General features: G+C 63.0%; 21 protein-coding genes and 1 tRNA gene. 6 read left to right on the top strand and 16 right to left on the bottom strand.

Annotated features, from left to right (window positions below):
• Positions 1 to 8: 8 nt before the first annotated feature.
• A complete protein-coding gene (putA, locus tag BM154_RS11410; RefSeq protein ID WP_074883456.1) occupies positions 9 to 3185 on the bottom strand; it encodes a bifunctional proline dehydrogenase/L-glutamate gamma-semialdehyde dehydrogenase PutA in 3177 nt (1058 codons plus the stop codon).
• Between the two features lie 404 nt (positions 3186 to 3589).
• Here putA and BM154_RS11405 point away from each other — a divergent pair, with 404 nt between their 5' ends.
• Together BM154_RS11405 and BM154_RS11400 are read left to right on the top strand one after the other, a co-directional pair.
• Positions 3590 to 4501, top strand: coding sequence for a pyridoxal-phosphate dependent enzyme (locus BM154_RS11405; protein ID WP_074883453.1), 912 nt, complete (start codon positions 3590 to 3592; stop codon positions 4499 to 4501).
• 97 nt (positions 4502 to 4598) lie between these two features.
• On the top strand, positions 4599 to 5570 hold the full coding sequence (locus BM154_RS11400; RefSeq protein ID WP_074883451.1) for a membrane dipeptidase: 972 nt from the start codon (positions 4599 to 4601) through the stop codon (positions 5568 to 5570).
• A gap of 151 nt (positions 5571 to 5721) precedes the next feature.
• Here BM154_RS11400 and estP read toward each other — a convergent pair whose 3' ends face one another.
• The 5 genes from estP to dapA form a co-directional block, all read right to left on the bottom strand.
• Positions 5722 to 7566 (bottom strand): esterase EstP, encoded by a 1845-nt coding sequence (gene estP, locus BM154_RS11395; protein WP_074883448.1) that lies wholly within the window; start codon positions 7564 to 7566, stop codon positions 5722 to 5724.
• A 202-nt stretch (positions 7567 to 7768) separates the two neighbouring features.
• Positions 7769 to 8359, bottom strand: coding sequence for a recombinase family protein (locus BM154_RS11390; protein WP_074883445.1), 591 nt, complete (start codon positions 8357 to 8359; stop codon positions 7769 to 7771).
• A 371-nt stretch (positions 8360 to 8730) separates the two neighbouring features.
• Positions 8731 to 9597, bottom strand: a complete 867-nt coding sequence (locus BM154_RS11385; RefSeq protein WP_074883443.1) for a phosphoribosylaminoimidazolesuccinocarboxamide synthase — start codon at positions 9595 to 9597, stop codon at positions 8731 to 8733.
• A gap of 155 nt (positions 9598 to 9752) precedes the next feature.
• A complete protein-coding gene (gene bamC / locus BM154_RS11380; RefSeq protein ID WP_074883440.1) occupies positions 9753 to 10871 on the bottom strand; it encodes an outer membrane protein assembly factor BamC in 1119 nt (372 codons plus the stop codon).
• A 17-nt stretch (positions 10872 to 10888) separates the two neighbouring features.
• Positions 10889 to 11767, bottom strand: coding sequence for a 4-hydroxy-tetrahydrodipicolinate synthase (gene dapA, locus BM154_RS11375; protein WP_070885426.1), 879 nt, complete (start codon positions 11765 to 11767; stop codon positions 10889 to 10891).
• Between the two features lie 199 nt (positions 11768 to 11966).
• On the opposite strand from dapA, the gene BM154_RS11370 reads away from it, so the two are divergent.
• Both BM154_RS11370 and BM154_RS11365 read left to right on the top strand, forming a co-directional pair.
• Complete coding sequence (locus BM154_RS11370) at positions 11967 to 12524, top strand: glycine cleavage system transcriptional repressor (RefSeq protein WP_074883437.1); 558 nt, start codon at positions 11967 to 11969, stop codon at positions 12522 to 12524.
• 13 nt (positions 12525 to 12537) lie between these two features.
• Complete coding sequence (locus BM154_RS11365; protein ID WP_074883434.1) at positions 12538 to 13008, top strand: peroxiredoxin; 471 nt, start codon at positions 12538 to 12540, stop codon at positions 13006 to 13008.
• Positions 13009 to 13057: 49 nt separating this feature from the next.
• Here the strand turns inward: BM154_RS11365 and BM154_RS11360 are convergent, their stop codons facing one another.
• A complete protein-coding gene (locus tag BM154_RS11360) occupies positions 13058 to 13309 on the bottom strand; it encodes a sulfurtransferase TusA family protein (RefSeq protein ID WP_074883431.1) in 252 nt (83 codons plus the stop codon).
• 109 nt (positions 13310 to 13418) lie between these two features.
• Here BM154_RS11360 and BM154_RS11355 point away from each other — a divergent pair, with 109 nt between their 5' ends.
• On the top strand, positions 13419 to 14855 hold the full coding sequence (locus BM154_RS11355) for a M48 family metalloprotease (protein ID WP_070885430.1): 1437 nt from the start codon (positions 13419 to 13421) through the stop codon (positions 14853 to 14855).
• Positions 14856 to 14909: 54 nt separating this feature from the next.
• On the opposite strand, the gene nadA is transcribed toward BM154_RS11355, so the two are convergent.
• Positions 14910 to 15968 (bottom strand): quinolinate synthase NadA, encoded by a 1059-nt coding sequence (gene nadA, locus BM154_RS11350; RefSeq protein ID WP_074883428.1) that lies wholly within the window; start codon positions 15966 to 15968, stop codon positions 14910 to 14912.
• Between the two features lie 377 nt (positions 15969 to 16345).
• Here nadA and BM154_RS11345 point away from each other — a divergent pair, with 377 nt between their 5' ends.
• Complete coding sequence (locus tag BM154_RS11345) at positions 16346 to 17365, top strand: branched-chain amino acid aminotransferase (RefSeq protein WP_074883425.1); 1020 nt, start codon at positions 16346 to 16348, stop codon at positions 17363 to 17365.
• A gap of 119 nt (positions 17366 to 17484) precedes the next feature.
• Here BM154_RS11345 and BM154_RS11340 read toward each other — a convergent pair.
• The 8 genes from BM154_RS11340 to tolR form a co-directional block, all read right to left on the bottom strand.
• A tRNA-Lys gene (locus BM154_RS11340) sits at positions 17485 to 17560 on the bottom strand.
• Positions 17561 to 17619: 59 nt separating this feature from the next.
• Positions 17620 to 18294, bottom strand: coding sequence for a 7-cyano-7-deazaguanine synthase QueC (gene queC / locus BM154_RS11335; protein ID WP_074883420.1), 675 nt, complete (start codon positions 18292 to 18294; stop codon positions 17620 to 17622).
• Position 18295: 1 nt separating this feature from the next.
• Positions 18296 to 18943, bottom strand: a complete 648-nt coding sequence (queE, locus tag BM154_RS11330; protein WP_074885295.1) for a 7-carboxy-7-deazaguanine synthase QueE — start codon at positions 18941 to 18943, stop codon at positions 18296 to 18298.
• A 186-nt stretch (positions 18944 to 19129) separates the two neighbouring features.
• Positions 19130 to 19951 carry a tol-pal system protein YbgF gene (gene ybgF / locus BM154_RS11325; RefSeq protein ID WP_074883417.1) on the bottom strand — a complete coding sequence of 274 codons (822 nt, stop codon included), beginning with the start codon at positions 19949 to 19951 and terminating at the stop codon, positions 19130 to 19132.
• Between the two features lie 6 nt (positions 19952 to 19957).
• Positions 19958 to 20455 carry a peptidoglycan-associated lipoprotein Pal gene (gene pal, locus BM154_RS11320; RefSeq protein WP_070885435.1) on the bottom strand — a complete coding sequence of 166 codons (498 nt, stop codon included), beginning with the start codon at positions 20453 to 20455 and terminating at the stop codon, positions 19958 to 19960.
• 57 nt (positions 20456 to 20512) lie between these two features.
• Positions 20513 to 21811, bottom strand: a complete 1299-nt coding sequence (gene tolB, locus BM154_RS11315) for a Tol-Pal system beta propeller repeat protein TolB (protein WP_074883414.1) — start codon at positions 21809 to 21811, stop codon at positions 20513 to 20515.
• Positions 21808 to 22791 (bottom strand): cell envelope integrity protein TolA, encoded by a 984-nt coding sequence (gene tolA / locus BM154_RS11310; RefSeq protein ID WP_139225441.1) that lies wholly within the window; start codon positions 22789 to 22791, stop codon positions 21808 to 21810. The genes tolB and tolA overlap by 4 nt, the downstream gene beginning before the upstream one ends.
• A complete protein-coding gene (gene tolR / locus BM154_RS11305) occupies positions 22788 to 23246 on the bottom strand; it encodes a protein TolR (RefSeq protein WP_070881690.1) in 459 nt (152 codons plus the stop codon). The genes tolA and tolR overlap by 4 nt, the downstream gene beginning before the upstream one ends.
• Positions 23247 to 23275: the final 29 nt, after the last annotated feature.

Here is a 23275-nt window from a genome sequence, read left to right as displayed (position 1 = left end):
GTTGTCTGTTACTCGTCGCCCAGCGACAGCAGTGAGGCGTTGCCGCCCACCGCCGTGGTGTTCACCGAGGTGGTGCGCTCGTTGACGAAGCGCAACAGGTAGCTCGGGCCACCGGCTTTCGGGCCGGTGCCGGACAGGCCGCAGCCCCCGAACGGCTGTACGCCGACCACCGCACCGATCTGGTTGCGGTTCACGTACAGGTTGCCGACCCGCGCCAGGGCTTCGATGCGGGCGGCAGTTTCCTCGTTTCGGCTGTGAATGCCAAGGGTCAATCCGTAGCCAGTGGCGTTGATGGCGGCGACCACCTTCTCCAGATCGGCGGCGTCATAGCGCACCACATGCAGCACCGGGCCGAACTGTTCTTTCTTCAGTTCGTGAATACCGCCGATCTCGAAGGCCACCGGCGCGACGAAATGGCCGTTCAGATCACCTGCCACCGAGGCCTCGGCGATCAGCTTGCCTTCGCCCTTGAGCTGGTTGATATGGGCCAGCAGGCCGTCTCGGGCCTCGGCATCGATGACCGGGCCGATATCGTTCTCGCGCAGGTGGGTCGGGCCGATCTTCAGTTCGGCCATGGCGCCTTTGAGCAGGTCGATCACCCGGTCGGCGATATCGCGCTGCACGTATAGCACGCGCAGGGCCGAGCAACGCTGGCCGGCGCTGGTGAAGGCCGAACCGACGGCATCCTTGACCACCTGTTCGGGCAGCGCGGTGGAGTCGACGATCATCGCGTTCTGGCCGCCGGTCTCGGCGATCAGGGTGGCGATCATGCCGTCCTTCTCGGCCAGTTGACGGTTGATGATCCGTGCCGTGTCGGTTGAGCCGGTGAAGCACACGCCGGCCACCCTCGGGTCGCGGCAGAACACGCCGCCCAGGGTCGCGCCGTCGCCTGGCAGGAAGGCGATCACGTCCTTCGGCAGGCCGGCTTCGAACATCAGCTCCAGGGCGCGGGCGGCGATCAGGCTGGTCTGCTCGGCCGGCTTGGCCAGCACCACGTTGCCGGCCACCAGCGCGGCACTGATCTGGCCCAGGTAGATGGCCAGCGGGAAGTTCCAGGGGCTGACGCAGACGAAGATGCCGCGGCCTTCATGGAACAGCTCGTTACGCTCGCCGGTCGGGCCCTTGAGCTCTTCACGACCGAGTTTCAGGCGCGCCTGTTGGGCGTAGTAACGGCAGAAATCCACTGCCTCGCGCACTTCGTCGATACCGTCCTGCAGCGACTTGCCGGCTTCCACGGTGCACAGCGCCATCAGCTCGGGGCGATGTTTTTCCAGCAGGTCGGCGAGGCGCTCGAGCACGCTGGCACGCGCGTCGATGGTGGTGGCGTTCCAGTTCGGCCAGGCGGCGCTCAGGCCATCCAGGGCCTGGGCGGCCTGGGCGGCGGTGGCGAACTGGGCGGTGCCGACCAGCTTGTTCAGATCAAAGGGGCAGCGAACCTCCTGGGCGGTGCCGCTCAGGGTCTGGCCGTTGATCACCGGCGCGGCCTGCCACTGGCGATCCAGTTGCGGACGGTAGGCGTTTTCGAGTTCGGTCAGCGATTTCTGGATGTTCATGTTGATGCCCTGGGAGTTTTTCCGGGTGGCCCCGTACAGCGCAGGCGGCAGCGGGATTTTGTTATTGGCGAGGCTGGCGAACTTGCGCAGCTGGGTAACCGGGTGGTCGATCAGCGACTCGACCGGCACGCTCGGGTCGACCAGCTGGTGCACGAACGAGGAGTTGGCACCGTTTTCCAGCAGGCGGCGCACCAGGTACGGCAGCAGGTCCTTGTGGGCGCCGACCGGGGCGTAGATGCGCACGGTCTTGCGGTGCTTCTCCAGCACCGTGTCGTACAGCGCATCGCCCATGCCGTGCAGGCGCTGGAACTCGAAGTCGCGCGGCGACGACTGCTCGGCGGCCATGGCCAGGATGCAGCTGACAGTGTGGGCGTTGTGGCTGGCGAACTGCGGGTAGATCACCCCACGGGTGAAGTCGCTGAGCAGGTAGCGCGCGCAGGCCAGGTAGGACGTATCGGTGCCCTCCTTGCGGGTGAACACCGGGTAGCCGTCGAGGCCCCACACCTGGCATTGCTTGATCTCGCTGTCCCAGTAGGCGCCCTTGACCAGGCGCAGCGGCATCTTTTCACCGAGTTCCTTGCCCAGCAGGGTCAGCCACACCAGCACCGGCAAGCAGCGCTTGGAATACGCCTGGATCACCAGGCCGAACTCGCCCCACCCGGCGATGGCCGGATCACGCAGCAGCTTCTCGTACAGCTCCAGGGACAGTTCCAGGCGGTCGGCCTCTTCGGCGTCCACCGAGATACCGACATCGAGCTTGCGGGCACGGATGGCCAGTTCGCGCACGTTGGCGAACAGCTCGCTCAGCACGCGTTCGCGCTGGGCGACTTCATAACGCGGGTGCAGCGCGGAAAGCTTGATCGAGATCGATGGCTTAGGGCCTGGGCCGACCTGCGGCTCGGCGCCGACGGTGTCGATGGCCTTGCGGTAGTCGGCCATGTACTTCTCGGCGTCTTCGGCGGTCAGCGCAGCTTCGCCGAGCATGTCGAAGGAATAGGTGTAGCCCTTCTCGCGCTCCGGGCGGCCGTTCTTCAGCGCCTCGCTGATGGTGCGGCCGAGTACGAACTGCTTGCCCATCAGTTTCATGGCCTGGTTCATCGCCGCGCGAATCACCGGTTCGCCGGAGCGCTGGATCAGCCGGCCGAGCACCTTCTTCGGGCGCCCGTCCGCGGCTTGCGGGTCGACCACCTTGCCGGTCATCACCAGGCCCCAGGCCGCGAAATTGACCAGCACGTTGTCGCTCTTGCCCAGGTGCCGTTCCCACTCGGCGGCGCTGAGCTTGTCGCGAATCAGCGCATCGGCGGTGGCCGCATCCGGCACCCGCAGCAGCGCTTCGGCCAGGCACATCAGCATCAGGCCTTCCTGGGTATCCAGGCTGTACTGGCGCAGCAACGCATCGAGGGTGTCGACGGCATTGTCGCGGCCGCGCACGTCCTGAATCAGGCTGCGCGCCTGCTGGCGAATGCTCTCGATACCGGCAGCGCCCGGGTCGGCCAGCTGCAGCAGCTCTTGCAGATAGGCGGCTTCGTCAACGTTGTAGTTGGCGCTGATGGTGGGGAAGAAATCGGCGGCCTTGGCAGCGGAGATCCGGTCGAGGAACTCCTGGTGCAAGACGTGACTGGCTTTGAACATCACGCCCATCCTCTTGTAGGGATTATGTATGGGGGTACCTCTGCTTTGGGTCTAGCCCAGATACGGGAATCTGGCGATCCCACGCGTGCAGAAGCGGATGGCGGAATTTAGTGGCAGATCGATGATCGCTTCTTGCAGAAAGCTCTGGAGTTTTTGCGGAAAACTCCGAACAACCCCTTAGCCCTGGAAACGAACACGACCGCCCAGCTGTACGGCGCAGAAATGGGTAGCCTCATCAGAGGTTCACGGCCGCTGCCCAGGTGATTAATGCGCTTTAGTCATCGGCCAGCCGAACAGGTATTCTCTGGCCTTACTCGAGGCGGGTCGTGCTGCCCTGGTCGTAGGTGGCAAGCCTCGCCTGCTGGCCATGAACCGAATCAATTTAATTTCGCGGAGTTGAACGCATGTCGCTGAGCATCAAGACCCCTCTTCTGCACTCGCTGCCCCTTAGCCAGTGTGTTGGCGCCAAGGTGTGGATGAAGATGGAGGCCATGCAACCAGGCGGATCCTTCAAGATCCGTGGCGTTGGCTTCGCCTGTGAGCAGCACCATGCACAGGGCGCCCAGCGTTTCATTTCCTCCTCGGGCGGCAATGCCGGCCTCGCCGTTGCCTACGCCGGGCGGCGCCTGGGTGTACCGGTCATCGTGGTGGTTCCTGAGACAACCACAGCGCGGGCGCGCAGCCTGCTGGGCCTGGAAGGCGCTGAAGTGATCGTGCACGGCAAGTCGTGGTTCGAGGCCAATGAGCTTGCCCGTTCGCTGCAGACGGCAGCGGACGCCTTCATTCACCCCTTCGACGATCCGTTGCTGTGGCAGGGCCATGCGTCGATGATCGATGAGGTGGTTGCCGATGGCGTGCGCCCGGATGCCGTGGTGCTGTCTGTCGGCGGTGGCGGCCTGCTGGCTGGCGTCGACGAGGGCCTGCGCCGCAATGGCCTGGACAGCGTGCCGGTTTATGCCGTCGAGACGCAGGGAACGGCCTCGCTGCAGGCCTCGATCAACGCCGGCCAGCTGGTGGAGATCCCGGCGGTTTCCGGGGTGGCCACCTCCCTTGCAGCTCGCCAGGTCTGCCGTCGCGCATACGAGGTCTCCCGGGAGCGCCCGGTGATCCCCGTTCAGGTGACCGACCAGGAGGCTGTAGAGGCCTGCCTGGCTTACCTGGATGATCACCGCACCCTGGTCGAGCCAGCCTGTGGCGCCTCCTTGGCCATGCTGTATGGAAACAAAACGCCCCTCGATGAGCGGAGCAATGTCCTCGTCATCGTATGCGGTGGCTCCACTGCAACCATCGAATCGCTGCTCGCCATGCGCGGCTGATGCCTGCCTTCAATGCAGCACGAGCGCTCTGCTGCCGGCCATCCGCGCTTGGCCTGGGTGCATGTGGCGACTGTCGAGAGCCGAGGTGTTAGTCAAGATGAGCGACGCTACTGCATTTCACTGGGAAGCCCACGCCTGCCTGCCCCTGGTTCCCGGGCAGGACATGTCCCGCCTGGGCCGTTACCGGGATGCCGGCTTTCACCACGTGTCGGTCAACGTGGGCATGGACATGACGCCTTTCACCACCGTGATGCAGGTAATCGCCGGCTTTCGAAGCTGGCTGGATCGGCACCACGAGGCGTTCGTACTGGCTGGCACCATTGCCGATCTGAACAACGCTCGCAAGGCTGGAAAGCTTGCCGTTTCATTCGATCTGGAAGGTTCGAACATGCTGCTTCATGACCCCGCGATGGTCGAGCTGTATGGGGCGCTGGGCGTGCGGCAGATGCTGCTCGCCTACAATCGAGACAACAGTTGCGCCGGTGGATGCCACGGGGCAGGTACCGGCCTGACGCCACTTGGGCGCGATGTTGTACGCGTGGCCAATGCTTCGGGAATCGTCATCGACTGCTCCCATGCAAGCAAACGCTCAAGCCTCGAGATCATGGAGATCTCCAGCCGACCGGTGATCTTCTCCCATAGCAACGTCAAAGCCATTTTCGATCATCCGCGAACTATCGACGACCAGCAGATCGATGCCTGCGCCGCACAGGGCGGCGTTATCGGCCTTACCGGCCTGGGAATTTTCATGGGCGACCCCGAGGCGTCGGTAGAGGCCTTCGTTCGCCAGATCGATTACCTGGCCGAGCGCGTCGGGGCGCATCACATTGGCCTGGGCCTGGACACCGAGCTGCACCCGGAAAACAAGGATCTACCGGAAGACGCAGCGGAGGAAGATTGGTGGCCCCACGCGCATTACGGCCATATGAACGGACACAGGCAATTGCAGCCAGAAGATCTGGGCAGGGTAGCCGAGCGCCTGCAGGATCTCGGCTATGCGCCTGCCGACATCCGCGCCATCTTCGGTGAGAACTTCATGCGCACTGCACGGGCCGCATGGCCCGAATAGGCGCCCAGTACCCCGGCGTGGGCCGCATCACCGATCAACACCTGTCCCCCTTCCCCACTCTTGCATGAAGATTTTCTCGATTGGCTGACGTGAACCTGAGTGTGATCGGGCTGGCGAGCCATGAGCGCGTGGCGAAATCGTCGCTGCCGGGTCAGATATCCAACGCCACCGACAGATTCAAGCCATGCTGAAACTCGTCGTCGGCGTGTCGGTAGCTGTAGCTGCCGCGCAGTGACAGGCCCTCGCCAAGGCGATGACTGACACCGAAGTGGCCGCGCAGGCTGCGATCGTCCGGGCGATGGCCGGGCAGCTCGAAGCCGACTGCCGGCAGGCTGTTCAGCGACATGCGCAGCTCGGCGGGGTCATCCTCGTACTCGCGCTCCATTGCCAGCTCGCCGAATACCCGGGTCCGCGGGCTCAGGTCATACAGCCCTTGCAGACCAGCCCCCAGCCGCCGGGACTTGCGCGTCTGGTCGTCGAAGCCCAGCGCGGTGGAGCGCTGGCTTTTCTCACGGTAACCGTCCACATCGACCTGCGCGTAGTCGGCGCTGAAAAAGGGGCTCAGGTGCCATTGGCTACCCGGCCTGGCAATGTCATAACCGAAACGACTGCTGACGGCCCAGAGCTTGCCGTCGGTGTCGCCCTTCTCCGAATTGGTGGCCGGGCCAGCGGCGAACTTGCGTTTCAGGTTGTCATAGTCGAGGTGACCGGCACTGGCCGACAGATCGCCCCACCAGCGATCGTGCTGATACTGGGCGAACGCGGTAGCGATGTAACTACGCAGGGTGTAATCGGAGTCCGCCGCGCCGGCCTCGAGATTCTGTTCATGCAGCCCGGCGGCCAGGCCGACGCGCCAGGCGTCGTCGAGGCGATAGCTGGCGCCGAAGTTGAGGCTGTAGCCATTGCCATCGGCATTGCCACCTTGACGTTCATATTCCAGCCGTTGGCCGCCGCCATTGACGAAGGTGCGCCACTGACCGACCGCCTGCCAGCCCTCCCAGTCCGCCAGCCATTGCGCGCGCAGCTGATCCTGATGGCCACGCAGCGTGCCCAGGGCCATTTCCGGCAACAGGGTGACCTCCCCGGGCGCCGCCAGCAGCGAGTAGGCGTAGTCGGCGATCAGGCGCTGGCCGGCAATGGTCGGGTGTACGCCATCGTTGAACAGCAGTTTCGTCGGATCCGGCGCGCTGCCATTGAGCCCGAAAATCGGGTTGGGGTTGCTGCACCCCGAGAAGCAGGTACCGATCACCGTGGCGCGATCGGCGACCAGGCCGTAGCGGCCAGGATCACTGACCACTTCGGAGAGGTAGAGCGGCATGTTCAACGGAATCACATTGGCGTCAAGCGCCGCCAATTGGCTCACCAGCTCGGTATTGAAGGCTGCCCCCAGTGCACTGACCTGGCCCTGCAGGGGGCTGCCGAAGAAGTTCGGCGTCAGCCCAAGGTCCGGCAGTACCCACACCATGATGTAGCGCGCACCCGCCTGCTGCAGCGCTTCGGCGCTATCGACCAGACGCCCCGCTGCCGCCTGGGCGCTGGGCCCGTCGACGACCCGAAACTGCAGGAAATCGTTGCCGCCGCCCGTCAGGTAGTACAAGGCGTTGGGGTCGGCTCGGCCGCCTGTGGACTGCAGATAGCCTCCGGGCCCGGTGATGGCAGCGAGGATTTGATCGGTTCGATAGCCGCCAACTGCCCAGTTGTTGCCACCGGCCACGGTATTGGCTGATCCCAGGCCGGGGCCCGACAGCCCGAGTGCATTGCCCAGCAGCATGGGCGATACCTCACCGAAAATTTCGCCGCTGCCATCCTGATAGGTCGGGCCGGTACGGTTGGTAAAACGAGTGGTCGCCCCTGCCGGGCCATCGGCATCGGCGAACCACCCGGCATCGCTGAGGCTGTCACCAAAGACGTAGAGCGCCCCATACGGCGCGGCGTAAAGCGAGGTGGCGCTGGCCAGCAGACCGGCAGCCGCCAGGGGCGTGAGCAAGCGTTTCATGGCAAGTCCTTTTATTATTGGAGTGAACCGCCCGACAAACTGTAGCCAGTGTGCGACGAAAGCGCAGCCTGAAGGAAAGGGAATAGTTTTTAGTTATTGGAGCACTTGCACTCCGGGGGACGGTGTGGTCGCTCACCAACCTTACTGTCGGAAAAACCCTGCCGGCACAGCTGATGCGGCCGGCGCATCGACTACCAAGGCGCTATTTCTCAACCCGCCGCAGCGCCCTATAAAGCGTAGACCGGTGCACCTTGAGCATCTTGGCAGCCTGCTCGACCGACTGGCCTTCCTGATTGATCAAACGTTTCGCCTCGTCGATCTGCTCGCTGCTCAGAGTGGGTTTCGCGCCGAACTTCACGCCACGCGCCTTGGCCGCCTCGCGACCGTCCTTGGTTCGCTCGAGGATCAGCGAGCGCTCGAACTCGACGATGCCGGCGAATACCGCCAGCACCGCCAGGCCATTCTCGGTGGTGGTATCCGCCCAGGGCTCGGACAGGCTGCGCAGGCCTGCGCCGCTGATATGAATGCGTTCGGCGATTTCCAGTAATTCGCGGGTGCTGCGTGCCAGGCGGTCGAGCTTGGTCACGGTGAGCACGTCGCCAGGGCCCAGCTCGCCGAGCAGGCGAGTCAGTTCAGGGCGATTGCGCCAATTGTTCTTGGTCTGCTCGGATACCAGTCGGGTACAGCCTGCCAACTCCAGGCCGAACAGCTGGCTGAGCAGGTTGGGCGTTTCACTGGCTCGTGCATAGCCCAGGTAACGGGGGCCGCTCTGCCCCGAATCCGGCTGGCTCATCGTTGGGCAGCCCCCATCGGGGCGTCATTTCGAGCCAGTGAGGCACTGCAGGATGTGTGTGGATTCATTGGCGAGGATTGGCGAGACAAGGCTGGAATCACGCTGCGTTTGCTCTGCGCTGGCGGCCCGACCAGTGCGCAATTGAACCTGCCTTGCCGCAACGGCGGTGGCACCCGGGCAATAACCTACACCAAGCGTTACGGCGAGAAAAGGCTGGGTGTGCGCTCGGCAACGCAGGGGGCACGCGCGCTACAGGCTGCCGAGGGATATCGCCCTCGGCCGACGGCGCTCCCCACACAACCGCGCCGAACGCAACAGAAACGCCGCCAGTACCTTGCGGTAACGGCGGCGCCTGCTCTGGCAATCGATGCTCAGGCGGTCAGCCGGGTCAGCGCTTCGCGGTACTTGTCGGCGGTTTTCTGGGCAACGTCAGCCGGCACGGCCGGCGCCGGCGGCTCCTTGTTCCAGCCAGTGGACTCCAGCCAGTTGCGCACGAACTGCTTGTCGAAGCTCGGCGGGTTGCTGCCTTCGGCGTAGCTGTCGGCGGGCCAGAAGCGACTGGAGTCGGGGGTCAGCACTTCGTCCATCAGGGTCAGGGTGCCGTCTTCGTCGAGACCGAACTCGAACTTGGTGTCGGCGATGATGATGCCGCGGGTGGCCGCGTATTCCACCGCTGCCTTGTACAGGGCGATAGAGGTGTCGCGCACCTTGGCGGCCAGTTCGGCGCCGATGATCGCCTCGCACTGGGCGAAGCTGATGTTCTCGTCATGGTCGCCCACGGCGGCCTTGGTCGACGGAGTGAAGATCGGCTCGGGCAGCTTGGCCGCTTCCTTCAAGCCGGCAGGCAGCGCGATGCCGCATACGGTGCCGCTCTTCTGGTATTCCTTCCAGCCGGAGCCGACGATGTAGCCGCGTACGATGGCTTCCACGGCCACCGGCTTGAGGCGCTTGGCGACCACGGCGCGGCCTTCGACCAGGGGCAGTTCGGCAGCCGGCACCACGTCTTCGACGCGATCACCGGTGAAGTGGTTGGGCACCACGTGGGCCAGTTTGTCGAACCAGAAGTTGGAGATCGCGGTGAGGATCTTGCCCTTGTCCGGAATCGGCTGCTCGAGGATCACGTCGAAGGCCGAGAGGCGATCCGTGGCGACCATCAGCATGCGCTTGTCGTCGATCTCGTAGAGGTCGCGGACTTTGCCCGAATAGATTTTTTTCAGGCTCAGGGAAGGTGTGGTCATGTCGAGATAGCGCCTCGTCGCGGGATAGTCGCGCCGCATGGCGTCAAAGCAGACGCGTCACGGCTGTAAGGGTCGACAGGGAAACGCCCTGCCTGTGAAAACAAAAGGCGAAACCCATGGGGTTTCGCCTATCGCCAACCACGTGCCAGGAATGCCTAGCCGAGGTTCTCCTGGATCATGCCCAGCACCCGGCGGGCCACATCGGCCGGCGCCACGGTGTTGATGTCCTTCTCGACGGTCACCTGCACGGTGTCGCCCACGGCGGTCAGGCGTACCTGGTAGCGCTCGGCGCGCGCTTCGATGGCTTCCTTGTCGTCCGAGCCGCCGAACATGCGCTTGAACAAGCCTGGCTTTTCGTTGGCACGCTGCGGGCCTTCGGCAAGGTTGACGTAGTAGACGCCCAGGGTACGGTTGATGTCGTCGACACGCAGGTCAGCCATGCGCAGCGAGCGGCCCACGCCAGACCAGGCACGGTCGAAGTCGGTGCTCAGGTTCAGCACCGGGTTGCCGTTGCCATCCTGCGACAGGGCTACGCGGTTTGGCGCATCGAAGTCGCGGCCGGCCAGCAGGGACACCGAACCGCCCTGCTCCACGCCGCGGGTCAGGCTGGCCTGCAGCTCGTCGAGCAGCGCGGCGTCGAGGGTCTTGTTGACGCTGCGCTCGGTGAACGGCACCTCGGCGTTGCTGCCCGCCGGGCGTTGCGCGGTGACCACGAAGATTTCGCTGGTGTTGCGCTGCACGCCAGGCTCGAGGCGCACGTGCACGCGGGTTTCGGTGTTGCTGTCGAGACCACCGACACGGCCGGTCAGGCGGCTCTGCATGCTGCTCGACAGCGCATCGAAACGCTGCCAATCGGTGCTGAACTCGCCAGTCTGCGGACGTTCGTCGACGATGCGGAAGCCGCCATCCTCGAAGAACTGGCGAGCGCCTGGCCAGACTTCGGCCGGCACGCGCTGGGCGACCAGCCAGCTGGAATCGCCGCTGTTCTGCAGGCTGAATTCGCTGACGTTGTCACTGACGGCCAGCGCCTGCGGGCGCGGCACTTCGTATTCGCCCTTGGCTTCGCTATCGCGAATCTGCTGGGGAACCGGCAGCAGCGGGTCGAGGCGCTTGGCCTGGACGTCGGCCGGCAATTGCATCGGCGCGGTCTGCCGTGCGGTCAGGTAGTCACTGCCGCGGTCGCGGAAGTAGCCATTTTCGCCCCAGATCCAGCCACAGCCGCTGGTGCTGGTGATGATCAGGGCAAGTGCGGAAAGTCCGGCCAGTCGCTTCATGCGTCGTAATTCCTCGATTAGACCAATACACCGGACTGGCGCAGGGCCTGACGCAGCGGTTCGTGACAACGGGGGCTCAACCAGGTCAGCGGCAAGCGAATGCCGTCGGCCATCATGCCCATTTCATTCAGGGCCCACTTCACCGGAATCGGGTTGGCTTCGATGAACAGGTTCTTGTGCAGCGGCATCAGGCGGTCGTTGATGGCCCGGGCGATCGCCGCTTCGCCGCGCATGGCTGCCGAGCACATATCGCTCATCGCCCGCGGCGCCACGTTGGCGGTCACCGAAATATTGCCCTTGCCGCCGAGCAGGATCAGCTCGACCGCAGTCGGGTCGTCGCCGGAGTACAGGTGGAAATTCGAGCCCACGCGGTCGAGGATGTCACGGGCACGCTGCAGGTCGCCGGTGGCTTCCTTGATGCCGATGATGTTGTCGACCTTGGCCAGGCGCTCGACGGTCTCCGGCAGCATGTCGCAGGCGGTACGGCCCGGCACGTTGTAGAGAATCTGCGGAATGGCCACGGCTTCGGCGATATGGCGGAAGTGCAGGTACAGGCCTTCCTGGGTCGGCCGGTTGTAGTACGGGGTGACCAGCAGGCAGGCATCGGCGCCGGCGGTCTTGGCATTCTGGGTCAGCTCGACCGCTTCGCGGGTGGAGTTGGCGCCGGTGCCGGCGATGACCGGAATGCGCCCGGCGACCTGATCCACCACGCGGCGGATGACTTCGATGTGCTCGTTGACATCGAGCGTCGCCGACTCGCCGGTTGTGCCGACCGCGACGATGGCGTGGGTGCCCTCTTGCAGGTGGAAATCCACCAGCTTGCTCAGGGCCTCCCAGTCGAGATTACCCTGCGCATCCATGGGCGTGACCAGTGCCACCATACTGCCCGCAATCATGCAACCGCTCCTGCCGAAAAAGAGAGCCGTAATGGTACTGGCGCCACCAGCCTTGCACAAGCGACCAGGTGGCTGTGATTACTGGCATTACGTGCGCTCGCCCCCATCTGGTCATTCCCCTGGCGAGCGCTTTTCGCTACCCTGCGAGTTTGTTTGGTGCTGTCTATAGCGCCGGGCGTCCAACGTTTAGGAAGGCTGCATGTCCACCCCCCCCGTTCGCGAACAATTTCTCGTCATCAGCGCCCTTGGTAGCAATGCCATGGAGCTGACCAATGTGCTGTGCCGGGCCAGCCATGAAAACCGCTGCGCGGTCATCAGCACGCGCCTGAGCCGCCACGGCGAGCTCAGCGCCCTGGTGCTGCAGATTTCCGGCAGCTGGGATGCTCTGGCGCGTCTGGAAGCCGGCCTGCCGGCACTGGCCAAGAAACACGAGTTCACTGCCAACGTGATCCGCAGCGCCGCCCAGGAAGTCCGCCCCCAGGCGCTGCCTTACGTGGCTTACGTAAGCTCGGTGTACCGCCCGGACATTCTCAACGAGCTGTGCCAGTTCTTCATCGACCACCGTGTCGAACTCGAAGCGCTGACCTGCGATACCTACCAGGCACCGCAGACCGGCGGCACCATGCTCAACGCCACGCTGACCGTCACCCTGCCAGCGGGCACCCAGATCAGCTGGTTGCGCGACCAGTTCCTGGATTTCGCCGACGCGCTGAACCTGGATGCCCTGATCGAACCCTGGCGCCCCCAGAATCCATAAGGAGCCCTGCCCCATGGCCATCGCTATCGATTCCCCCGTTGCCGACTTCAGCGCGCCGGCCACCGGCGGTGACTTCGACCTCGCCGCCCACAAGGGCAAGCAACTGGTGATCTACTTCTACCCGAAGGACAACACCCCGGGCTGCACCACCCAGGGCCAGGGCTTTCGCGATGCCCACGAGGCTTTCGCCGCCGCCAACACGGTGATCGTCGGCGTCTCCCGCGACAGCCTGAAGACCCACGAGAACTTCAAGGCCAAGCAAGGCTTTCCCTTCGAGCTGATCTCGGACAAGGACGAAAGCGTCTGCGGCCTATTCGACGTGATCAAGCTCAAGAAGCTCTACGGCAAGGAATACCTGGGCATCGACCGCAGCACCTTTCTGATCGACAAGCACGGCGTGCTGCGCCAGGAGTGGCGCGGGGTGAAAGTGCCCGGACATGTCGACGCGGTACTGGCCGCCGCCCAGGCCCTGAACAAAGCCTGATACAGTTGAAAAATGCCGCTCTCGAGCGGCATTTTTTCATCCCCCAGGGTTACGCCTTGCGTAGCCAGTAGCGAAACACCCCGCCCTCGCTTTCCTCGCGCAACAGCGCGTGGCCGGCCAGGCGCGCGAAAGCCCGAAAGTCGCGCTGCGACCCGGCATCCGTGGCCGACACCTTGAGCACCTCGCCACTGGCCAGGCCATTGAGCGCCACCTTGGCCTTGAGTAGCGGCAGCGGGCAATTCAGCCCACAGGCATCCAGCTCGGCCTGATGCTCGCCCTGCCAACCCGATACATCACTCATAACACCCTCCCGTTTGCAGTCCGACAGCATAACCCAAGGCCTGCCGGTGCTGGTCAGGCAAGTCTCCACCCGGCTACAGTACGCCACTGATCAAACAAGAGCCTTGTGCATGAATGTTCTGCGCCCCACCCTGCTGACGCTCGCCTGCCTGCTGGCACAACCGGCCATGGCCAGCGACCTGCCCTCACTCGGCGATGCCAGCTCTGCGCTGGTGTCTCCGCAACAGGAATATCAGTTGGGCCGCGCCTGGCTGAGCATCGTGCGTGGCCAGGTCAGCCAGCTGTCGGATCCGCAGCTCAAGGACTTCGTCGAAAGCAGCGTCTACCGCCTGGCCGAAACCAGCCAGGTACAGGACCGGCGCCTCGAATTCGTGCTGCTCAACAGCCCGCAGATCAACGCCTTCGCCGCCCCTGGCGGGATCATTGGCGTCAATGGCGGGCTGTTCCTTTATGCGCAGACCGAAGGCGAATACGCCTCGGTGCTGGCCCACGAACTGGCGCACTTGTCACAGCGCCACTTCGCCCGTGGCCTGGAAGCCCAGCAGCGCATGCAGCTGCCGGTGATGGCGGCCATGCTCGCGGGTATCGTCGCCGCTGCCGCCGGTGCCGGTGATGCCGGTATCGCCGCCATCGCCTCGACCCAGGCGGCGGCCATTCAGGAACAGCGGCGCTTCTCCCGGCAGAACGAGCAGGAAGCGGACCGGATCGGCCTGGTCAACCTGGAGAAAGCCGGCTACGACCCGCGCTCGATGCCGAGCATGTTCGAGCGTCTGATGCGCCAGTACCGATACGACCGCATGCCGCCGGAGTTCCTGCTCACTCACCCGGTGTCCGAGTCGCGAATCGCCGATACCCGCAACCGCGCCGAGCAGTTCCCCGGCGGCGGCACAGAAGACAGCCTGCGCTACCAACTGATGCGCGCCCGCGTGCAGCTGACCTACGAAGAAACCCCAGGTATCGCCGCCAAGCGCTTCCGCGCCCAGCTCGATGAAAACCCGAACATGGACACGGCGCGTTACGGCCTGGCCATCGCCCTGACCAAGGGGGGCCAGTTCGACGAGGCGCGCGACGTGCTCGCGCCATTGTTGCAGAAGGCGCCCAACGACATCACCTACAACCTGGCGCAGATCAGTCTGGACTCGGCGGCCAATCGCCTGCCGGCTACCGAGCAACGCGTCACCCGCCTGCTCGAGCTGTACCCCAATAACTACCCGGTCAACCAGGCGCGCATCGACCTGCTGCTCAAGCAGCGCAAGATCCCGGCGGCCGAACAGGCGCTCAACGACCTGCTCAAGCGGCGCATGAAGGATCCGGACGTCTGGTATCAGGTGGCGGAAGTGCGCGGCCTGAGCGGCAACACCATCGGCCTGCACCAGGCCCGGGCCGAATATTTCGCCCTGGTCGGCGACTTCAACCAGGCCATCGAACAGCTCGACTTCGCCAAGCGTCGCGCGGCCAACAACTTCCAGATGGCCTCGCGCATCGATGCGCGCCAGAAGGAGTTGATCGAAGAGAAGCGGATGACCGAGGAAATGCTGCGCGGCTGATGGCGCAGCAATCGGCAGCACGAACTATCGACCGATAGCCCGTGCTGCCGACGGTCAGGCGTTGCCGGCGAGTTTCAGGCGGGCAGCCTGGGTGAAGTCGAGCATGCGCTTGAGCGGTTTGATGGCCCGCGGAATCAACGCCGAATCCACGAACACTTCGTTGCTGCCTTCGCGCAGGCACTGCAGGGTGCGCTGCAGGGTGTTCATGGCCATCCACGGGCAGTTGGCACAGCTGCGACACGCCGCGCCGTTGCCGGCGGTGGGCGCTGCCACGAATTCCTTGTCCGGGCACAGCTGCTGCATCTTGTAGAAGATGCCGCGGTCGGTGGCGACGATAAAGGTCTTGTTGGGCATGCGCTGGGCCGCTGCTATCAACTGGCTGGTGGAGCCGACCGCATCGGCCAGCTCGATCACCGCGGTGGGCGACTCGGGGTGCACCAGCACAGCGGCGTCGGGGTACAGCGCCTTCATCTCTTCCAACTGGCGGGCCTTGAACTCCTCGTGGACGATGCAGGCACCGTCCCAGAGCAGCATATCGGCGCCGGTCTTGTTCTGGATGTAACGCCCCAGGTGCTGGTCCGGCGCCCAGATGATGCTCTCGCCGTTATCCATCAGGTGCTCGACGATCTCCACCGCGCAGCTGGAGGTTACCACCCAGTCGGCGCGCGCCTTCACGGCAGCCGAGGTATTGGCATAGACCACCACGGTGCGCTGCGGATGCTGGTCGCAGAAAGCGGCGAACTCGTCGACCGGGCAGCCCAGATCCAGCGAGCAGGTCGCCTCCAGGGTCGGCATCAGCACGCGCTTTTCCGGGTTGAGGATCTTCGCCGTCTCGCCCATGAACTTGACGCCGGCCACCAGCACGGTCTGCGCCGAATGCTGGTTGCCGAAGCGGGCCATTTCCAGCGAATCGGACACGCAGCCACCGGTCTCCTCGGCCAGCGCCTGCAGTACCGGGTCACAGTAATAGTGGGCGACCAGAACGGCATTCTGGCGCTTCAGTTCCTTGCCAATTTCATCACGGTAGAACGCTTCCTGCTCCGCCGTCAGCGTCTCTGGCTGCTTGGCATCGAGGTGAGCCTGGACAAGAAGTCGTTCGGCAATGTGCGTCATGTCGTCAGGGCCTATCGAGGTCTATCTGCACGGGACGTGGAGTATACCGCCAGACGCACTGCGCCGGTCGGAACACGCCGCCCTCGAGCCCAGAACAATGGGCAACGGCGGGTGGCGCGGGCGCGCATGGTGGTGCATTGGCCAGGTTTTTTCAATCTCGCCCCACCGGCCGACGCGACACCGGTTGATCGCCGTGATAATCCGCCGCATCATCACCACCAAGGCCATCGTTAATCTGTCAGGCGAGCTTCAATCGCCTGACCAACCATGCAGCCCACCCTTTTACCTGAGCGCACAAGCCCGTACCTGTGTGATCACCTTGAAAAAATCAACGGACATGCGCGCGCCGCAGTGGCCGTTCAGCGATTGAGGATGTCATGGCTTACGAAAACATCGAATGGGACAAGCTGGGTTTCGACTACATCAAGACCGACCAGCGCTACCTGTCGCACTGGCGCGACGGTGAGTGGGACCAAGGCAAGCTGACCGAAGATAACGTGCTGCACATCAGTGAAGGCTCGACCGCCCTGCACTACGGCCAGCAATGCTTCGAGGGCCTGAAGGCCTACCGCTGCAAGGACGGCTCGATCAACCTGTTCCGTCCCGACCAGAATGCCCTGCGCATGCAGCGTAGCTGCGCCCGCCTGCTGATGCCGGCACCCTCGACCGAGCAGTTCATCGAAGCCTGCAAGCAGGTGGTCAAGGCCAACGAGCGCTTCATCCCGCCATACGGCTCCGGTGGCGCGCTGTACCTGCGCCCGTTCGTGATCGGCGTGGGCGACAACATCGGCGTGCGCACAGCTCCAGAGTTCATCTTCTCGGTGTTCTGTATCCCGGTCGGCCCGTACTTCAAGGGCGGCATGAAGCCGAACAACTTCGTGATCTCCAGCTACGACCGTGCAGCCCCTCAGGGCACCGGCGCTGCCAAGGTCGGTGGCAACTACGCGGCCAGCCTGATGCCCGGCTCCCAGGCCAAGAAGAACAACTTCGCCGACTGCATCTACCTCGATCCACAGACGCACACCAAGATCGAAGAAGTCGGCTCGGCCAACTTCTTCGCCATCACCCACAACGACGAGTTCGTTACCCCGAAATCGCCGTCGGTATTGCCGGGCATCACTCGCCTGTCGCTGATCGAGCTGGCCCAGAGCCGCCTTGGCCTGAAAGTCATCGAGGGCGATGTGCTCATCGATAACCTAGGGGATTTCAAGGAAGCCGGCGCCTGTGGCACCGCCGCGGTGATCACCCCGATCGGCGGCATCGAGTACAACGGCAAGCTGCACGTATTCTACAGCGAGACGGAAGTGGGCCCGGTGGTCAGTCGCCTGTATGCCGAACTCACTGGCGTTCAGGCCGGTGACGTCGAGGCGCCGCAAGGCTGGATCGTCAAGGTGTAAACCGCGTAGCTGGCAGCTCACTGAGCTGCCAGCCCCACCCTGCGAAGCGGAAACTAAAAAGCCCGAAGCTCTCTCGAGATTCGGGCTTTTTAGTGCGCCTTCGCTTGGAAGGCTTGAGATGGTGGGTCGTGTAGGATTCGAACCTACGACCAATTGGTTAAAAGCCAACTGCTCTACCAACTGAGCTAACGACCCGTGGTGCGAGCGGTATAATACTGATTTAATTCAGAAATTCAACACCCGCCAAAACTTTTTTACTGATAACGCGTTGGATCAACCATGCCGGCGGCGGCAAAACCGGCTGCACGCAGCCGACAGCTGTCACACCTGCCACAGGCTCGACCATCGGCGTCCGCGAGGTAGCAGGATACGGTCAGACCGTAGTCCACCCCCAAGCGCGAACCAGCCTGCACGATTTCCGCCTTGCTCATCATCTGCAACGGCGCCTGGATGCGAATGCTCTGCCCTTCCACACCCATCTTGGTGGCCAAATTGGCCATGCGCTCAAAGGCCTCTACGAATTCCGGCCGGCAGTCCGGGTAGCCCGAATAGTCCACCGCATTGACGCCGATGAAGATGTCCTGCGCGCCCAGCACTTCGGCCCAACCCAGCGCCAGGGACAGAAACACGGTATTGCGCGCTGGCACGTAGGTAACCGGAATACCTGTCGTCGGGGCCTGCGGCACGTCGATGCTGGCATCGGTCAGCGCCGAGCCACCGATACCGTCGAGGTTGATGCCGATGACCTTGTGCTCGATCACGCCCAACTGTCGCGCGACGCGCTCGGCTGCCTGCAGCTCAGAGCGGTGTCGCTGGCCGTAATCGAAACTCATGCTGAAGCAGCTGTAACCCTGCGCTTTGGCCATCGCCACGACGGTGGCCGAATCAAGGCCGCCCGACAACAAGATGACCGCTTTCTTTTCGCTCATGTCAGTGCCCCGGCTCGTCGTTCCAAAGGATCTTGTGCAGCTGCAATTGCATGCGTACCGGCAGGTTGTCGGCAATCACCCACTCGGCCAACTGTCGCCCGCTGACCTGCCCATGGCTCGGCGAAAACAGCACCTCGCTCACCCGCTCGGCCAGGCCGTACTGGATGACCTTGCTCACCGACCAGTCATAGTCCTCCCGCGAGCAGATCACGAACTTGACCTGATCGTGGGGTCGCAAGTGCACGATGTTCTCGTAGCGGTTGCGGCCCATCTCCGCCGAGCCCGGGGTTTTCAGGTCGACGACCTTGCTGACCCGCGGATCCACAGCCGAAACGTCCAAGGCACCACTGGTTTCCAGAGAAACCTCGTAGCCGGCATCGCAAAGTTTTTCCAACAAGGGGATGCAGTTCGGCTGCGCCAGCGGCTCGCCGCCAGTCACACAGACATACCGCGGGCGATAGCTCGCCACCTGCTCGAGGATGGCATCCAGGGTAAGCAGCTCACCGCCGCTGAACGCGTAGGCGGTATCGCAATATTGACAGCGCAGGGGACAGCCGGTCAGGCGTACGAATACCGTCGGCAAGCCGGCGGTACGCGCTTCCCCCTGCAACGAGAAGAAAATCTCGGTAATGCGCAGGGTATCTTTCATTGGGGCCACGGGCGTGACGGCGAAACAGGCCATCCGCCTCCGTTGCGAAAAAGGGCGGCAATTCTAAACGAAAAGAATGGCTGAGAGCCATGCCATACGGCCGGCGGCAGACTGCAGCGCGCACCGATGCCTAACAGCAGGCACAAAAAACCCGCGACAGGCGCGGGTTTCTTTGGCAACAGGAGACTAGCGGATGCGCTGCAGATCGCGCTGCGCCAACTGGGCTGCTGAAGTACCCGGGTACTGCGCGATGACTTGCTGCAAGATGCCCTTGGCCTTGTCATTGTTGCCCAGGCGAATTTCCACATCGGCCAGCTTGTACAGCGAATCCGGCACCTTGGAGTGCTGCGGATAGGCCTGGCTGACCTTGGCAAACGCCTGGCCGGCGCCTTGCAAGTCGCCCTTGGCAAGGTTCACCTCGCCCAGCCAATACTGTGCATTACCAGCATACTGGCTGTTGGGATAACGACGCAGGAAAGCGGCAAATGCCTGGCTGGCCTTGTCGAAATCCTTGGCTTTGATCAGGTCGAAAGCTGCATCGTAGAACAGCTTTTCCTTGGCAGGATCGGCCGGCTCGCCGGAGGCTTGTGCCCCTGCGTCACCGGCGCCTGCGGAAGCACCACCGGCGCCATTGCTGGCACCCGCGGCTTGAGAATTCTGGGTGGTGGCTGCGCCAGCGGCGGCCCCACTGCTCAGACGTTTGTCGAGGTCCTGATAACGCTCCAGGCTTTCCTGCTTCAAACGCTGAATGTCGTTCTGCTGCACTTCGAGCATGCCACGCAGTTGCGCAATTTCCTGCTGCATCTGCTGGAGCTGACTGAACAGCATGCCCTGCGCTGTAGATGGAGTTTGCACTCCACCTCCAGCGTAGGCGCCGGACGTGCCGCCACCGCCTGCCGGATAACCACTACCGTTGCCGGTACCGCCATCCTGAACGGGAACCTGAGCCCAAGCCGCAAGCGGCAGGCTCAGGGCCAAAACGGTTACTACACGTCGGCACGTTCGCATATCGAATTACTTACGCAGTTCGACGCGACGGTTCTGAGCCCAGGATTGCTCGTCGTTGCCAGTGGCAACAGGACGCTCTTCACCGTAGGAAACAACTTCCAGCTGAGCTGGGGAAACGCCCTGCAGAACCAGGTAGCGCTGGACGGCCTTGGCACGACGCTCGCCCAGAGCCATGTTGTATTCGCGGGTACCGCGCTCGTCAGCGTGGCCTTCCAGAACGACGCGAGCGCCATTGCCTTTCAGGTCCTTGGCATGAACGTCCAGAGCGCGCATGGCTTCCGGCTTCAGGTCAGAGCTGTCGTATTCGAAGTAGAAAGTGGTGATAGCGCGCAGAGCGGCTTCTTCACTCAGGCTACCATCAACGGCACCGGTGTTAGCACCGTAGCCAGCGTTCGGATCTACAGCGCCTTCGCCAGCGGTGTCACCGCCTTTGGAGGAACAGCCAACAGCCACGGCGAGAGCCAGGCTCAGTGCAGCAAACTTGCCAAATTTCAGCATTTCCATGTGTAACTCCTAATGAACCCCAGTGTGTTAAGCATCAAACAGGTAAAGCACCGCGCATCAGTTCAGGAAGGGGGACCAGGATGGCTCTCGAACTTCGCCTTGAGCGGTAGGTAGAGGGAGCCTAACGCGACCATTGGTGGACGCTAACATCAGGACTCCCCGCCCCTGCTGGCGGGTAGCGTAGATTAGCATGGTGCCATTGGGCGCAACAGTAGGCGACTCATCCAAACTTGTGTCGGAAAGAATACGCAGATTGCCACGCTCGAGGTCCTGAGCCGCTACCTTGAACACGGTGTAACCGTCCTGGCGATGAATCATTACCAGGGTCTTTTCGTCGGCAGACAATTTAGGGTTGGCATTGTAGTTGCCGACGAAGGTCACTCGTTCGACCGCACCAGAGTTGATGTTGGTCTTATAAATTTGTGGCTTACCGGAACGATCGGAGGTGAAGTAGATGGTCTGACCATCCTTACCCCAGAACGGCTCGGTATCGATGGCCGAATGATTGGTGACACGGCGCAGGTTACGCGACCCCATGTCCATCACGTAGATTTCCGGGTTGCCATCGCGCGACAGGGTGAATGCCAGTTTGGTGCCGTCCGGCGACCAGGCCGGCGCACCGTTGAGGCCTTCGAAGTTGGTGACCTGCTCGCGACGGCCGGTATCGATGTGCTGCACGAAGATGCGTGGGCGCTTCTGCTCGAACGACACGTAGGCGATACGTTTGCCATCGGAGGCGAAGGAAGGCGACAGGATCGGTTCGCGCGACTGCAGCAAGGTCACCGCGCGGGCGCCGTCATAGTCGGAACGCTGCAGGGTGTAGCGGGTATTGTTGACCCCGAAGCGCTCTGCAGTGACGTACAACATCCGAGTAGAGAACGCACCTTTGACACCGGTGAGCTTCTCGAACGACTGGTCGGCGATATGGTGGGCCATGTCGCGCAGTTGATCGGTGCCGCCGCCCACGGTACCGGTCAGCACTTGCTGCTCGGTCGCCACGTTGAACAGCGCGAACTGTACCTGCAGGCGCGCGCCATTGGGCACGATGTTACCCACCAGTACGTACTGGGCGCCGAGGGCTTTCCAGTCACGGTAGATGACTTCACTGCCCTGGGTCGGCAGGCTGATCATGTTCTGCCGCGGAATAGGCTCGAATACCCCGGAGTTACGCAAGTCGTTGCCGACGATGGTGGCAATGTCCTCGGGCAGCACATTGCCGCCTTGCCAGCCGAAGGGCACCACGGCAATCGGGGTAGCCCGATCGGTGCCGGTACTGATGACCAAAGGGTCAGCCGCTTGCACGGTACCGACCAGCATGGCCAGACCCAGTACAACGATTCGCATCAGGGTATTCACAGACCTAAATCCTCCGGTTTGAAGACGGCACGACGCTGCCGGTAGAGCCGATCGAACGTGGCACGATCAAGTTGCTGCATTTCTGCAATACGCCCCACGTTGCGTACTGCCTGTACCGCTGAACTGTCAAAAGGCGAATCACCGCTGGAACGGCTGACGCTGGCATTGACGATAGTGCCATCGGGCAACATCTCGATCAGTACCTCGACACTCATGCCGTTGCGAGCAGACGGCGGACGTCGCCACTGCTCACTCACCAGCTTGACGATCAGATCGTCGAGACTGCCGGCCACCTGGTCACCCTGGGTCTCGGCCAACGCCTGCTGGCGCTCGGTATCCTCGGACAGCAGCTCGGCCAGTGCGGCCGCTTTCTTGTCCTCGACAGCCTTGCGTTCGGCAGCCTGCGCCGCTTTCTTCTTGGCATCCTCGGCTGCTTTCTTTTTAGCGGCGTCGGCTGCCTTTTTCTTGGCATCCTCGGCGGCTTTCTTCTTCGCCTCGGCTTCGGCGGCCTTCTTCTTGTCGGCCTCCAGTGCAGCTTTCGCCTTGGCTACATCAGCAAGTTTCTTCTGTTCGGCAGCCTTGGCTGCTGCATCCGCTTCGGCCTTCTTGGCCGCATCGGCTTTTTGAGCCTCCTCGGCTTTCTTTTGTTCCGCCGCTTTAGCAGCCTGCTGTTTCTGCGCTTCAGCCTTGGCCTGCGCTGCCGCCTCGGCCTTTTTCTGCTCGAGCTGCTCGGTTTCGTATTGCGGCGCAGCGGTCTTCTTGGCCTCACCGGCAATCTTCTGATTGGTCTGGGTGGTGGCCTGGCTCTGCGACTTCAGTTGGTACAGGGTAGCCTGCACGATCGGTTTTGCAGGCGGCAGCTCGGGTGCGAAGGCAAAACTGACGAACAGCATGCCGAACATCAGCACGTGCAGCCCTACGGCCCAGACCACCGGCCAGAACAGGCTTTCCGAAGGTGAGCGTTCACGCTGCTGCATCAGGGCGCCTCGGTGATCAGGCCGACGTTACCCACGCCCGCCTGCTGCAGACCGCCCATGGCGGACATCACGGTGCCGTAATCAACGGCCTTGTCGCCGCGCACGAACACCTGTACCTGCTTACCCTGGCTGCGAGTCTGGTTGATGATGGCGGTCACCGCGCGGGTCATTTCATCCAGGGTCAGGGCGCGATCCTGAACCGTATCGGTGTCCACTTCGGTGCCCATGTTCCAGTAGTAGGACTTGTCCGACTTGATGGAAATGGTCAGCACCTGAGAGTCGTTGTCCTGGGGCAGCACTTCGCTGCTGACCTGGGGCAGATCGACCTTGACGCCCTGGTTGAGCATGGGCGCCGTGACCATGAAAATGACCAGCAGCACCAACATCACATCGATGTAGGGCACCACGTTCATCTCGGCGACGGGCTTGCGTCTGTTGCGAATTCTGGCTCTGGCCATGGTCTTGAAACCTGTATTGAGTGCGCCGG

Source organism: Phytopseudomonas argentinensis (assembly GCF_900113905.1).
Taxonomy (GTDB): Bacteria; Pseudomonadota; Gammaproteobacteria; order Pseudomonadales; family Pseudomonadaceae; genus Aquipseudomonas; species Aquipseudomonas argentinensis.
Note: the sequence above shows the minus strand (reverse complement) of the source record. Positions and strands in the feature narration are given on the sequence as shown.